Source organism: Sphingobacterium puteale (assembly GCF_003627955.1).
In the GTDB taxonomy this organism is placed as follows: domain Bacteria; phylum Bacteroidota; class Bacteroidia; order Sphingobacteriales; family Sphingobacteriaceae; genus Sphingobacterium; species Sphingobacterium puteale.
This window is the reverse complement of record NZ_RBWS01000001.1, coordinates 191102-206944: the sequence shown is the minus strand read 5'-3', so window position 1 is coordinate 206944 and position 15843 is coordinate 191102. Positions and strand designations below refer to the sequence as shown.

General features: G+C 42.4%; 7 protein-coding genes. All 7 read left to right on the top strand.

What is annotated here, in order from left to right; translation table 11 throughout:
* Positions 1-98 precede the first annotated feature (98 nt).
* The 7 genes from D7322_RS00845 (at position 99) to D7322_RS00815 (ending at position 15826) form a co-directional block, all read left to right on the top strand.
* On the top strand, positions 99-1499 hold the full coding sequence (locus D7322_RS00845) for a glycoside hydrolase family 28 protein (protein ID WP_121121212.1): 1401 nt from the start codon (positions 99-101) through the stop codon (positions 1497-1499).
* A 109-nt stretch (positions 1500-1608) separates the two neighbouring features.
* The gene (locus D7322_RS00840) at positions 1609-5196 is read left to right on the top strand and encodes a DUF4450 domain-containing protein (RefSeq protein ID WP_121120589.1); all 3588 of its coding nucleotides are present in this window, start codon (positions 1609-1611) and stop codon (positions 5194-5196) included.
* 86 nt (positions 5197-5282) lie between these two features.
* The gene (locus tag D7322_RS00835) at positions 5283-7439 is read left to right on the top strand and encodes a hypothetical protein (RefSeq protein WP_121120588.1); all 2157 of its coding nucleotides are present in this window, start codon (positions 5283-5285) and stop codon (positions 7437-7439) included.
* Positions 7440-7442: 3 nt separating this feature from the next.
* A complete protein-coding gene (locus D7322_RS00830; RefSeq protein WP_121120587.1) occupies positions 7443-8573 on the top strand; it encodes a glycoside hydrolase family 88/105 protein in 1131 nt (376 codons plus the stop codon).
* 488 nt (positions 8574-9061) lie between these two features.
* Positions 9062-12298 carry a SusC/RagA family TonB-linked outer membrane protein gene (locus D7322_RS00825; RefSeq protein ID WP_121120586.1) on the top strand — a complete coding sequence of 1079 codons (3237 nt, stop codon included), beginning with the start codon at positions 9062-9064 and terminating at the stop codon, positions 12296-12298.
* Between the two features lie 7 nt (positions 12299-12305).
* Complete coding sequence (locus D7322_RS00820; RefSeq protein ID WP_121121210.1) at positions 12306-14144, top strand: RagB/SusD family nutrient uptake outer membrane protein; 1839 nt, start codon at positions 12306-12308, stop codon at positions 14142-14144.
* A 47-nt stretch (positions 14145-14191) separates the two neighbouring features.
* The gene (locus D7322_RS00815) at positions 14192-15826 is read left to right on the top strand and encodes a DUF4957 domain-containing protein (protein WP_183078573.1); all 1635 of its coding nucleotides are present in this window, start codon (positions 14192-14194) and stop codon (positions 15824-15826) included.
* The last annotated feature ends 17 nt before the right edge of the window (positions 15827-15843 follow it).

Sequence of the window (15843 nt, the reverse complement as noted above, 5' to 3'; positions counted from 1 at the left end):
TAGTTGCAAAGTTGTGCCTTTGTATGCTGAAGACCGATGTAAGTGCACTAAACCTGAAAGCTGTTACAACAATGATAACCAGAAACAATTATATACCCATGAAAAAAATTTTTAGTATGCTGCTCACACTTTTTGTATGTGTAGCAAGTCAAGCACAACAGACAACGTGGACGAGTGCCCAGCAACCTTTAAATGAAATTGAAGAGCTCAAAAAGATTATTGTGGCTCCTACATTCAAAAATAAGGATTATTCCATCGCTGAATTCGGAGCTATTGGGGATGGCAAAACAAAAAATACAGCAGCCTTTAAAAAAGCGATTGAAGCTTGCAATAAACAGGGCGGAGGACGGGTGGTTGTTCCCAAAGGAATCTACCTGACCGGTGCCATTTATTTGAAAAGTAATATCAACCTTCATATCAGCGAGGGTGCAACGGTGCTCTTTAGTAGAGATAGCGCAGATTATCCGATGGTCTTCACACGTTGGGAAGGAATGGAGTGTATCAATTTTTCTCCCTTTATCTATGCGTATAAAGAAGAAAATATTGCGATTACGGGAAAAGGATTACTGGATGGAAATGCTGACAATGATCATTGGTGGTATTGGTGCGGTGCCCGCAAATATGGCTGGCACGAAGGGCGTCCTGGCGAACAAAAGCCGGCCCGGGCAATCTTACACCAACAGATGGCTCAGGAAATGGATCCGCATAAAAGGGTATTCGGGGACGGAAATTTCCTTCGGCCTAATTTTGTTCAACCTTATTTATGCAAGAATGTTTGGATTGCTGATGTCAAATTGATTAATTCCCCGATGTGGAATCTGAATCCTGTCTTGTGTGAGAATGTATTGATCGAAGGTGTAAAGGTGGTAAGCCATGGACCTAATAATGATGGTTGTGACCCAGAGGCAAGTAAAAATGTATGGATCAGAAATTGTTATTTCGATACGGGCGACGACTGCATCGCCATTAAGTCAGGGCGAGATGAAGATGGGCGTAATATTGGCCGGCCCGCTGAAAATCACATCATCGAAAATTGTGAGATGAGAGATGGGCATGGTGGTGTCGTCATCGGTAGCGAAATTGCAGGCGGAGCCAGAAATATCTACGCACTTAACAATGTGATGGATAGTCCCAATCTGGATCGTGCCTTGAGGATAAAAACCAGTTCCAGTAGAGGTGGTATCATCGAAAACATATTCTTTTATAACACGCAGGTGGGACAGTATAAGGAAGCGGCGGTACGTTTCAATATGTTTTATGAAAAACCTGGGAAACATATTCCGACAATCCGTAACATCTGGGTCGAAAATCTTCAGGTCAACGGTGGCGGGAAATACGCTGTGTTATCAACCGCATATGAGACCTCGCCTGTGACAGATTTTACAATGGTCAATTGTAAAATTAACGGTGTAAAAGAAGCATTCAAAGTGGATTACCTAAAGAATGTTTCATTAAAGAATGTTATTGTCAACGGAAAAGAGCTAAAGTCTTTTGATTAACATGAAATAGCTATCTATGGAAAGCACTAGCGCCAGTGACTACGAAGCAGCAAGAAGCTACATCAAAAAAACAAAGCTGTTATAGTCAGCACATGAAATAAAGATTGATATGATACGAAAACATTTGATTGTTTGCGGTTTGTTAGTGGGAGCTGCCTTGCAGTTCGCTGTTGCCCAATCCAAACATTGGCAACATAATGATCGTGTATTGCATTATACCGAAGATCAAGGTGACTTTTTGCTGGTGAATGGACGATATCGATTCAATCGGGCACTTTATGGCAATAATTTGGCATCACGGGTCGAAGCGGGAGATTTACCGGAATTTGCATTATATATGCCCGGAATGGGGGGAAATCTACAATTTGTCCTAGGCAATAAACAGGCACGTAAGAAAATGATAGATGCCGACCATATCGAGACAAGATATCGACCTGGAGCTATGCATTATCGTATCAAAGATGCTTTATTGGGCAACGGTTATATCGATATCGTTGTGATGGCGCAGGCCGATGCCGAAGGGATGATTGTAAAACTAGAAGGAACAGCTATTAAACCAGAAGTACAACTGTATGTTGTGTATGGGGGTGCCAGCGGAAAAACATTCAGTAGAAATGGCGACATAGGTGCAGATCCGGAGTCGGGGTTTTATCTTCTGCCCGCATATTGTAAACATAATCAATATACACTAAAAGAAAATAGTTTCGGACTAAAGTATCAAAATAAGAAAAATGAACTGCAGTTTATTCAGGGTAATTTTTCTGGGCTTTCAACCCTTCGTGTTTCAGATGCTACGGTTTTGGACGATCTATCGAATTTGACCAAGTCTGAGAACAAGGGCAGCCCTATCCTTGTTGGGGAACTTAATTTAGCTAAAAAAATATGTTATATTCAAATCTCAAAGGGCAGGCTTTCTGCTGAGAAATTTTCTGAAAGTTCATTGGTGAAGGCCTACGAAGAAGCAGAGCAAAAAAGGGTTTCTTTGGCTAGCCGTGTTAAAATAAATACCCCGGATCGATATATCAATAATTTAGGGGCGGCGCTCGCGGTAGCTGCCGACGGTATTTGGGAATCGCCCACTTTTTTGCATGGTGCTGTAGCATGGCGCATGCGTTTGAATGCATGGCGAGGAGCTTATACCGCAGATGCATTGGGATGGCATGCCAGAGCGAAAGAGCACTTTTCGAGTTATGCCAATTCGCAGGTGGTTGAACCAAGTTCTGGCCCGGTTGTGATGGATACCGCACTGCACCTCGCAAGACATCTGGAGAAAATGGGTACCTCCATGTTCTCCGCTGGCTATATTTCCCGCAATCCCAATAACAACAGGGTCGCCCATCACTACGATATGAACTTGGTCTTTATTGATCAACTGTTGTCGCATTTTAATTATACGGGGGATGTTGCTTACATCAAACAGATGTGGCCCACCCTGACTCGGCATCTCCATTGGGAAAAGCGAAATTTTGACCGGGACAATGACGGCTTATATGATGCTTATTGTGCCATTTGGGCCAGTGACGGACTACAATATTCTGGCGGTGCCGTCACGCACACGAGCGCTTATATGTACCGTGCCAATTACATGATGGCCAAACTCGCAAAGGTCATAGGAGAGGACCCGACTCCCTATCAACAAGAAGCCAATAAGATTCGAAAAGCGCTAAAAGACCGACTTTGGCTGAAAGAAAAAGGACATTTTGCGGAGTTTCAGGATGCGCTTGGCAACCAGCTTGTACACGAAAATCCGGGCCTATGGACGATTTATCATGCTGCGGACGCTGCTATGCTGGATGATTTTGAAAGTTACCAAAACCTGCAATATGTAACTAATTATTTGCCGCGGATTCCTATTCGCGTCAAAGGACAGGAACAGCATGACCTGTATACATTGCCTACGACGAGATGGCAACCTTATACTTGGTCAACCAATAATGTAGCTTTGGCCGAGAATCTGCAAACGGCACTTGCGTACTGGCAATCCGGTCGGGCAGATGATGCCTATCAGCTCTGGAAAAGTAATCTCATGGAGAGCATGTATTACGGAATCAGCCCTGGTAACTTTCAGCAACTCTCCCATTATGATGCATTTCGTGGCGAATTATACCGCGATTTTGCCGATCCCATAGGTGTTGCATCACGAACTTTGGTTGAAGGGTTATTTGGTGTACATCCACGACTATTGGATAATCAATTGTTTATTAAGCCGGGCTTTCCATTGGCATGGAATTTTGCGCAAATTGAAATGCCGGAATGGAGTTATGCGTATAAAAAAGATAATACCGCTATCACATTGCAGATGAAGACCCATTATGCGATGCCCGTAAAACTTGTTTTGGAGGTTCCTGTAGATTTTACCCAGGTGAAGGCTGTTAAAGTCAATGGAAAGGAAGTAAAGTGGTCGCTAAAACCTTCCGCTATCAATAAACCATCTATTGTTATTGAATCTGAGGCTGAGTGGAATTTCGACGTCACAATAATCGGCGAAGGTAAGCTCGAAAAGCAGGATACCCAACATGTGGAGCAAGCATTCACCGATCAATGGTCATTTCCTTTAGCTGCCAATACCCAATTGTTGGAATGCTACGATCCACAAGGAATTATCCAAAATCGCGTAGATTACAAATTTTCTTTTGTCCAGCAAGACCGCGTAGGAACCTTTTTTGTAAAGCTTCAGCAGGGAGCTATGGTTTGGTGGCAAGCGGTTGATATGCGGTTACTGCCGCCGATAAAATCAACCATCGTTCGTAGAGAACCAAACTATTACCTGACGCTAGAAAACCGTTCAGATCAGTTGCAAAACCTGAAGATTGAGCATAACGATTTTCAGACTAGCTTAAACTTAAAATCTAATGAGAAAAAAGAACTTGCGCTTTCTGCCCATATCTTTTCAAAAGGAACAAACAGTTTTTATGTGATTACAGGAGCTTATCGTCAAAAAGTAGATTATATTGATTGGAATATCAACGATAAACCAAGTTTTCTGGAAGAAAATTTATCAAGCTATTACAATGCTCGTTTGACGGATATTTTTCAACAAAAATATCTTTCGCCAAGGCCAGAAGGACCTACCTTGCAGCTCCCCTGGCAGGGTATAGGCAATTGGTGTTATCCCTTGACCACGGCAAATATTGATGACAGTGGAATCATGAAAAAAGGCAATCAGGGGAATTTAACATACCTTGGGATTCCGTTTCAGCTAAAAAATGATTCCAAAAATGTGGTCTTTGTCAGCCAGTGGGATAACTATCCGGAAAGCGTTAAGATACCTTTAGCAGGTCAGGCCAGCAAAATGTATTTGCTGGTCTCCGGTTCTACAAATCCGATGCAATCTCAATTTGTAAACGCAAAGATTAAGATCAATTATAGGGATGGAACCGCTGATACCCTCGATCTGATCAACCCCATAAACTGGTGGCCGATCGAACAAGATTATCTGGATGACAACCACGCGTTTGAACTGCCCGATGAAAGAATTCCGTATCGGATCAGTTTAAAATCGGGAGAGCTTTACAAAGGGGGGACCTGGAAACGTTATACGGAAATCAAGGGGTATAGTAATCGTGCAATTGATGGGGGAGCTGCGACCATATTGGATCTACCATTGAATAGGAAAAAGACGTTGCAATCTTTGGAGCTCATGGCTGTGGCAAACGATGCGGTCATCGGTTTGATAAGTTTTACTTTAATGCGATAGATAAAATAAGGAAGTTCAGAAATGTAATCCATCGCTTTGGACTAACATCTTGGATACGGATAAAGTTTGTATAAAACCAACTATAAATGAAAAAGAAATATAACATTATTTTCATTGCCCTTGCGAGCATAATATACCCTATGTTGAGCAAGGCACAACAGGAAACAAAAATTAATCGGGAGAGCGTTGTCAGAAGACATAATGTCTCCAATCAAGCAATGGATACCCTGGCCTCACTTACCGTAGGTAACGGTGCCTTTGCCTATACTGTTGATGCTACTGGGATGCAATCGTTTCCTATATATTATAAAAATGGTGTTTCTTTGGGGACACAGTCCGAGTGGGGATGGGATTCCTTTCCTAATACAAAGAACTATAAATTTGAGGAAACATTAAAATCCTACGACTTTAACAACGAAGGGCGGGATGCAAAATATAGTATCCAACTGAAAGAGCCAGCGCGTAATGTGGAGGCTGTAAACTACTTTAGAGAAAACAAACATCGTTTACAATTGGGGAACGTTGGCCTGGAGCTTTATCTGAAAAATGGCCAACGGGCAGCCGTTCAGGATATAGAGCATATTCGACAGCAGCTGGATCTTTGGACCGGTATTGTCACAAGTGAATTTCGAATTGAAGGAGAACCGGTTTCTGTAAAAACCGCATCGTATCAAGGTAATGACCGTATCGCTGTCCATGTCGCTTCGCCATTGATAGCACAAAAAAGGCTTAAAATATTTATACACTATCCTTACCCAAGTGGGAAATTTTTGGATGAAGGGACTAATTATGATCAGGCGGATAATCATAAAACTACGATCGTAACGCAATCGGCAAATGTTACATTGATAAATCATCAGTTGCAGGGGACAGACTATTTTACGAAACTCGATTATTCCCAAGGAACGATAAAAAATACAGATCCACACTATTTCGTGTACCAACCAGCAGCGGGACTAAAGGAATTTGATTTTTCTTTTGCATTTGCACCGAAAAATAAATTCGATAATGAAGCCCACAATTATCTTGATGCGGCCGGTGAAAGTACAGCATTCTGGAAGAATTTTTGGGAAAGCGGTGCTGCCGTTGACTTTGCAGGAAGTACAGACCCCAGGGCCAATGAATTGGAAAGGAGAGTGGTGCTATCTCAATATTTGACAAAAGTCCAATGCGGGGGAAGCAATCCGCCACAAGAGACAGGACTTACCTTTAATAGTTGGTTTGGGAAGCCGCATACAGAAATGCATTGGTGGCACGCCGTACATTTTGCATTGTGGGGACGAGCCGACATCATGGAAAAAACATTGGACTATTACTTTCGGACTTTTGAAAAAGCGAGGGAGCTTGCAAAGCGGCAAGGTTATCAAGGCGTCCGATGGGTCAAAATGTCTGATAATGAAGGTAATGAAAGTCCTTCGTCGGTAGCAGCATTTCTAGTTTGGCAACAGCCGCATATTATCTATATGACGGAATTGGCATACAGGGATAAAAAGGACTTGGCTGTTTTAAAAAAATACAAGGATTTGGTGTTTGCGACAGCTGAATTTATGGCTGACTTTGCACATTATGACCAGGCCACAGGTCGATATAATGTAGGAAAAGGAGTTATTCCCGCGCAAGAAGTTTTTAAAGCTTCCGAGACGATGAATCCGACTTATGAGGTTGCTTATTGGGATTGGGCACTTCGTATAGCCCAACAATGGAAAGAAAGATTAGGTGAGTCCAGGGTTAAGAAATGGGATGAAGTGATTGAAAAATTGGCACCCTTACCAAGTAAAGACAAGGTCTACTTGGCCACTGAAACTGCTCCCGATTCTTATACTTACGATCGTTGGATGACAGACCATCCTGCGGTACTCGGTGCATTGGGGATGGTTCCTGAATCTCCGAAGCTGAATAAAGATATAATGAAAAATACGCTGGATGTCGTTTTAAAGAAATGGCATTGGGAAAAAACCTGGGGTTGGGATTTCCCGATGACGGCCATGAATGCTGCCCGTCTGAATCTTCCCAATAAAGCGCTGGATGCATTATTTATGAATATCCAAACCAATACTTATCTCAAAAATGGTCACAATTATCAAGATGGACGCCTGCGAATCTATTTGCCAGGCAATGGTGGGGTGCTGACGGCCGTAGCGATGATGCTTGAAGGTTGGGACGCTTCCAACAGTGATTTACCCGGGTTTCCAAAAGACGGTTCATGGGTTATAAAAAAAGAAGGATTTAAAAAAATGCCTTAATAGATGAAGAAAATAATATTACTATTGCTTTTGGGGTGTGGAACGGTAGCAACAATTGCTCAGGAATTGCCCGCTAAGTCAACGATTGTGCGTGAGTTGCGTTCTGCGAATGATTATTTTATGCGTAAATGGCCAGACCCTGTTAAAACCATCATTACAAATAAAGAAAGACCGGCCAATATTTGGACCCGTGGTGTGTACTATGAGGGACTGATGGCCTTCTACAAGATCGATAAACAGAAACGATATTATGATTATGCAGTAGAGTGGGGTGAAAAACATCATTGGAAACCTGTTCGTGGTGAAGTTTATACACGACATGCCGATAATCAAAATTGTGGGATGACTTATATTGATCTATATCGCATTGATCCGAAACCTGAACGTCTGGCAGCGATCAAAGCAAATATAGACTCTGTCATCAATAGTGGCCGATATGATGACTGGACTTGGATCGATGCGATCCAAATGGCGATGCCGATCTTTGTCAAACTGGGCGTAACGTTAAACGATACTAAATATTTTGACTATATGTATAAGATGTATAGTCATATTAAATATCAGGAAGGAGGGCATGGTCTATTTAATCCGAAAGACAACCTGTGGTGGCGCGATAAGGATTTTATACCGCCCTATGCTGAACCTAATGGTGAAGACTGTTACTGGGCACGCGGAAATGGCTGGGTGCTCGCAGCACTGGCCCTGGTGCTTCAGGAACTACCTAAGACAGATGCACATTATATGGAGTATCTGGATGATTTCCAAAAGTTAGCGGAAGCATTGCGTCCATTACAAAGAACAGATGGTTTCTGGAATGTGAGCTTGCACGACCCGAATCATTTTGGCGGAAAAGAAGCTTCGGGTACTGCATTGTTTGTTTATGGAATGGCTTGGGGAATAAATACAGGGCATTTGGCGAAAAAAGATTTTTTACCAGCAGTGGAAAGGGGATGGAATGCAATTTCGAAGGAGTCACTGCAACCAAATGGCTTTTTAGGATACATACAATCGACAGGGAAAGAACCTAAAGATGGACAGCCTGTTACTGTCGATAAAGTTCCGGATTTTGAAGATTATGGGCTAGGTTGTTTCCTGTTGGCAGGAACTGAAATTTATAAACTTGCAAAAAAATAGAGTGATACTCCAAGTTGATATTCTAAACTTTTATTGACAGGACTATTTCACAAAAAGGCGCAATCAAATCTGATTACGCCTTTTTTATTCAGAAGAATATTTCCTAGATCCATTCTGGATTTTTTAACGCAGATGCATCTTTAATCTTTGGTGAAATATCCGACGATACATGGTGTGATTCATCTTGTCTTAACTTTGATATGTTTTTAAATCTAACGTGCAACCGGTTGTTACCATCGACTGTCCTGAACTGTCCTGCAAACGTTGCCGGCATCGTTTGCGTAATTTTAATCGCACCATTCTATGGTATCAAGCCTGTTTTCAGTTAATATTGTTTATACGAATTGCAAGAATAACCAATTGAAATTTGCTGTAAATTTTATTAGAAGAATTACGAATCGATATTAAAAAGCAACGATAACAGCTAACACTGCTGTGAAGTAATTCACGAATAAAATAATAACCAATTTAATAATAGTAACTTAATTATGAGAAAAATCAAAACCTTGTTGTTTCTGATTTCTGTGGCACAAGTCGCCTTGGCGCAGGAAAAGAAAATTGTGGGGACAGTCTATGGTCCTGATGCAAGACCGATGTCGGGGGTAACGGTCAGCATAAAAGGAAAAAGCAAGCAGGCAAGTACCAATAAAGATGGACAATACACTATTGCCGTTGGCTCTCTCCAGGATACCCTAGTTTTTTCTTCTGTAGGATTTATTCGAGCTGAAAAGCCCGCTGCAATCGGCAATAATATTGTTGTGACCCTACAGGAAGATGCCCGTGGACTTGATGAGGTTGTTGTCATTGGCTATGGTACTGTTTCACGTAAGGATCTTGCCGGTGCAGTGAGTTCGATCAAAGGAAAGGAATTGGAGAAAGCGCCTGTGGTCAATGTTGCCGAAGCATTAACTGGCCGGCTGCCGGGAGTACAGGTCACCACAGTGGATGGTGCTCCGGGGGCAGAGATCGTTATTCGAGTACGCGGAGGTGGCTCAATTACGCAAGATAATGCCCCCCTTTACATTGTCGATGGTTTTATTGTTAATAACCTCAACGATATCTCTGCTTCGGATATCGAATCCATTGATGTACTAAAAGATGCCTCATCAACAGCAATTTATGGTTCCAAAGGAGCAAATGGTGTCGTTATTGTCACCACCAAGACACCAAAGGCTGGCAAGACCAGCATCAATTATAATAACTTTTTTCAAAGTAAGTATATGCCCAAGGAATTGGGGGTACTCTCACCCTATGAATTTGCCCTCCTGCATTATGAATATGGAATGATTCGCGGAACAACGTCGAGCGAGTATACCAATTTTAAAAAATTCTTTGGCGAATATGATGACCTGGAACTCTACAAATATCAAGCGGGTACCAATTGGCAAAACGAACTTTTCGGTGGTGCTGTGCGTTCCAGCCAGCATAACCTTTCCATCTCCGGGGGGACAGAGAAAACCAAATGGGGCTTTAACAATACCTATAACAAGGACGAAGGGCTAATGCTCAATTCTGGACAAAAACGATACTACTTTAATTTCAAATTGAACCATGAATTGTACAAAAACCTCAAATTGGATCTTTCCGCCCGGTATACCAATAATGTGATCGATGGCGCCGGAACATCGGGAACTTCGAGCGTCCGTATTTCAGATGGTATCCAGACCAGGCCGATCAATGGTTTGGTGGATCATATGGTTATCGATCCTACTACAATAGTCGACGGCGAAGACGATTACGATAATTTTCTTCGTAGTCTGATCAACCCTGTTGAACTCGCCAAACAGGATTACCGGCAGCGGAAAACCCGTGATTTTAGTTTCGGGGCGGCCATTACCTATAACCCATTAAAAAATCTGAACCTTCGTTCCGAGGCTGCAATCACCCTGCGTGGAGGTGATAGCAAACGCTACTGGGGCCCGCTGACCGGAGAATCCCGGAATGTGGGTTTGAATTTGCCTTTAGGTCAAATTGATTTATCCAATGCAAGCATTTATCGTTTTGTGAATACCGCTAACTATACAGCTCTCAAGGATAAAAAACATAATTTAAATCTCTTACTGGGACATGAATTGAGTTTTACCACGGGTAATACCAGCTTGAACCGGGCCAAATATTTCAACGAAAATGTAACGCCAGAGGCTTTATTTTCGAATATGGCTTTGGGGACACCTGAACGCATGGAAACATATAAAGTCCGTGGCGAAGATTTTGTGTCCTTTTTTGGCCGTGCAAACTATTCCTATTTAGATCGTTATATTCTCTATGCAACATTACGTGCCGACGGCAGTAGCAAATTTGCACCGACCAAAAGATGGGGCTACTTCCCTTCGGCCTCTTTGGCCTGGAAGGTGAAAGAAGAAGATTTTTTGAAGGATGTGAGTTTTATCAATGACCTAAAGCTACGTTTGAGCTACGGCCAGGCAGGAAATAACCGGATCGCCAACGATTCCTGGCGAATGTTATACGGACCTAGCCAAAATCGGCCTTATGGCGCCGGGGATATTAATCAGACGTATTACAATATCTTAAATTCTTCTTTGCCAAATCCCAATCTAAAATGGGAAACAACAGTCTCGCGTAATTTAGGCTTAGATTTCAGCCTTTTTAACAATAAGCTTTCGGCCATCATTGATATCTACAAAAACACAACAAAAGATTTAATTATCGACAATGAAATCCCACCTTATAATGGTTTTACCAAGCAATTGATCAATCTTGGAGAAACGAGCAACAAGGGTATTGAAATAGGGCTCACAGCACCACTGATCGAAAAGCAGGATTATGGATTGACGCTCTCGTTCAATATAGGTCGTAATATTCCGAAAATTGACAAACTTGACGGCAATAATAGACGAGTTTTGCAATCCAATTGGGCGGGTACGGACCTTAAATCGCAAGATGATTACCTTTTTAATGTAGGTGAAACCATCGGGCAAATTTATGGATATGTTGCCGACGGTTTCTATACATCAAATGATTTTGAATCTTACAATGGTGGTAGTTCCTATACCCTTAAGGATGGAATCGCTTCGTCGCAGGGTATACTTGGCGGAACATTGGGCATTAGGCCAGGAACGATGAAGCTTAAAGATCTCAATGGAGATGGTCTCATAACAGCTGAAGGGGATAGGCAGGTGATTGGAAATGCTTTACCTAAACATTCCGGTGGAGTAGGATTCAACGGCCGCTATAAAAGTTTTGACTTAAGTACTTTTTTTAACTGGGTTTACGGAAATGACATCTATAATTCGGGGCGTATACAGTATAATATGCTCTATAGAACGACATTTGGTAATATTTCCGATCGGATGAATTCCCATGACCGCTTTAAGTATATCAATAATGCCGGGGAGTTGGTAACAGGCTTGGACGAACTTGCAGCACTGAATAAAGATGCCAAAGTATGGTCGCCATTTTCGATGGGCACAGCATCTCCTGTATTAACTTCCGATGCCATTGAGGATGGCTCATTCCTGCGGCTTTCCTATGTAACTTTAGGCTATACCTTGCCCAAGCAACTGACCTCACGCGTTGGAATAGCCTCTTTGCGTCTCTTTGCTACTGTTTACAATGCTTTTGTATGGACCAAGTATTCCGGATATGATCCTGAAGTCTCAACTACCCGAAGCAGCGCATATGCTGCGTTAACACCGGGTGTGGATTATTCTGCCTATCCAAAAAGTAGAACCTTTACGTTCGGTTTGAATGTCAATTTTAAATAAGAACACCATGAGAAAATATTTTAAAAAATCAAGATATATAGCTTTAATTATTTCACTGGGACTGATCTCCTGTGAGAAGTTTCTAGATACGGATTCGCCATCAAATTTTACACAAGAGACGATCTATGCCAATGTGAGCGATGCAACCAAAGGAGTGAGTAGCATCTACGCTTTATTTAATCAAGATGCTTTTACCTCCCGGCTTTCCAATGCGTTTATTCCCAATACGGACATTGAAGTTGGCGGAGTGGGAGCTGCACCGGAAAACTCGAGAAGGGATATCTGGTCCATGGAAGCTACGGATGGTAACGGCGATATCCGGACGGTTTGGAACAACGCCTATAATGCGATTAACCGTGCAAATTTGGCTATCGAAGGAATTGAACAGTCTCCTATTGCCCATCATGCCGACATGAAGCAGCTGCTAGGTGAAGCTAAAGCGCTCCGCGCGCTATGGTACTATTGGTTGGTCAATTACTGGGGGGATGTCCCGTTCAAATTAAAACCTACGCAAGGGGGAGATAATTTATACCTGTCGCGAACTGGACGGGATACAATTTTAAGTACCTTGATTCAAGACCTTATCGGTATTGAGTCGAGTATGAAACCAGCTTCCCAGCTGAGCTATGGTGTCGAATCTGTAAATCGAGAATTTACGCAAGGCTTAATTGCCCGATTAGCTTTATGTAGAGGAGGTTATTGGCTATATCCTGATATGACTATGAAGCGTAAAGACGATTATCTGACCTATTATCAAATTGCAAAAGAGTATAGTAAAAAAGTGATGGATGAGTCAGGACATTCGTTAAATCCAAAATTCGCAGATATTTTCGATAATCAAAGCAAATGGATTGTTGACAGTAAAACTGACGTGCTTTTTGAAGTCGCTTTTGCTCCGGGCTTTGGCGATGTGGGGTGGAATATTGGCGTTGCGGTTGATGCTGGAGAACATCCTTATGGATCTGGGTCGAGTTATATGCCCTATAATCCGGCATATGTATATAGTTTTGACACCCTGGATACCAGATTATCCAAAACAGCAGCGTTCGTCAAATATAATTCTAAGCTAGAGCAAGCAACGATCAGTGCGACGGGAATAGGTATAGGCAAATGGAATAGAATGCTTATGCCGACACCATCGGGTTCCAATTCTGCTAAAGGAACCGGGATAAATTGGCCTATTATGCGTTTATCGGATGTTATATTGATGTATGCCGAAAGTGAGAATGAGCTGAATGGTCCGACGCTCGAGGCCCAAGAGGCATTGAAAAAAGTACGGCAACGTGCCTTTTCAGCAGCAACATGGACGAATAAGGTCGATCAATATGTGACTCAGGTTTCGGGAAGTAAAGGCACCTTTTTCAATGCGATAGTTGATGAACGCGCTTGGGAGCTGGGCGGTGAATGCATTCGTCATTATGATTTAATCCGATGGAATCTATTTGGTAAAAAAATTGCCGAAAATCGTAAAAAACTGATGGAGATAGGCGAAAACACCTTTAATGGAGCAGGCCCATATGCAATTCTACCGGGGAATCTTTACTATCGTTTGAAAGCAGACAAAACAATCGAATGGTATGGTGGATTGTTTAAACAGGTCGTTGTGCCACCTAAGTTAAAAGACAGTCCTTCAAAGGGGGATAACCCGGATGGATATACTAATCTGACTTGGCTTAAAGCGCTATACAACGATAAAGAAAAGCGTGCCGCGGATTACATCTTGCGCTCATGGCGGGGATATAAGGACGATACAGGAATGGCCCCTGCGCCCTATATATTACCCTTGCATAGTTCCACTGTGACCAGCAGTTTGGGGACATTAAAAAATGAAGGCTATAATTTTTAATCAGGTTATTTTCCATCGGATTGATGGAAAACAAAAACGTATTTAAGATGAAACGTATATCATATTTAATCCACTCGATTATGCTTTTGGGCACAGTGATACTACTCCTGTCGGGCTGTAAAAAAGAATGGACCGCGGAGCTGGACGGTGATGCTCCGCGATTGTTTAGACCCTCTATGAAGGGAGCACTCGTAGCCACCGGTAATTATATTGATGTTGCCTGGCAGGAAAGTGAGGGTGCAGGCGGTTATAAAGTTGAAGTTAGCGTAGATACTTTTAAAACAGTAGCAAAATCAATCGATGTCGTAGACACAACAGCTGGAACGGTAGACGACCTGCTTTGGGAGCAATTGTATCAAGTTCGTGTAACCACGCTACATCCTACGGATGCTGCTAAAAATTCGAGACCCGCGGATTTCGGTGAAATAAAGACTCCGCGGTTTCCTACGATCGTCATTAATCCGGTTTCATCGGATGCCGGGGTGAACCGCATTCTGTTTAAGTGGAAAAACGAAGGTGATGCCGTGACAACGGTCAAGGTTTTTCAGGCAACTGCCGAATCTACTCCCGAAACGCTTGTTCAGACCATTGTATTAACACCGCAAAATATCAGCGATGCCTGGGTCCTGATCGAAAATCTAAAAGCAGCAACGGCCTATCGTGTGGCGCTTTATAGCGGTGAGAAATTCAGAGGTGAAAACAGTTACACGACAAAAGATCCGCTGAGTGGTGAAATCATCGATTTGAGTAAAGAAAACCCTGCGAGTGTTGATTTGGGGGATGTGATCTCAAATGCCAGTGCAGGGGCGACCATCTTATTGAAAAAGGGAGCCACATACGAAATATCGACCGCTGTTAATTTCAGTAAATCAGTGACAGTAATGTCCGAAGATAATCCATTGATCAAGATCAAAGCACAATTGTCCATCAGTGGAGTATCTAATTTTGGTATTACAGCCAATAGCACGATAGCTAAGCTTTCCTTTGTTGACCTCGAAATATTTAGTAATGATGCAGCTGGTAAATATATTTTCAATCCAAATACAATGGCAACTATCGATCTATTTTCTTTTGAAAACTGTATCATACACGATGTGCGCGGGGTAACTAGGTACAGAGGGGGGATCACTGTTGGGCAGCAGACTTTTTCCAATTGTATCTTGTTTAACATAGGTGGATATGGAGTGCTGACAGTCGATGATAACAAGTCTGCAGTCAATAATATCACATTCGAAAATTCAACTGTTTATAATACAGAGCTATTTCTAGCCAGTAAAAATAACGCCAGCGGCGTTTACAGAGTTTTGAACAGCACATTTTATCGTGTCCCGCTTGCCGGGAAGAACGTTATCGATTTTGGCGGTACCACAAATACCATTACCGGCGGGCTTGAGATCAAGGGTGTGATATTCGGTGATCCGAAGACCACAGAACCAAATGCGACAAACAAAACATTAGGCAGCATAAGAATCAATCCAAGTACACAGATTACTGCAGGCGGAAATTACCGTACGGCCGATTTTACCTGGAAGGAGGCGTCTGATTTAATTCCGCTGTCCACACTTGATTATTCCAAGAAAAGTACGGATTTATTTACAGATCCAGAAGCGGGCAACTTCAAGATTAAAGATAACGGCTTTGCCGGAAAAGACAATGCCGGAGATCCACGTTGGAGACCATGAGAATAACCGATTCCTAT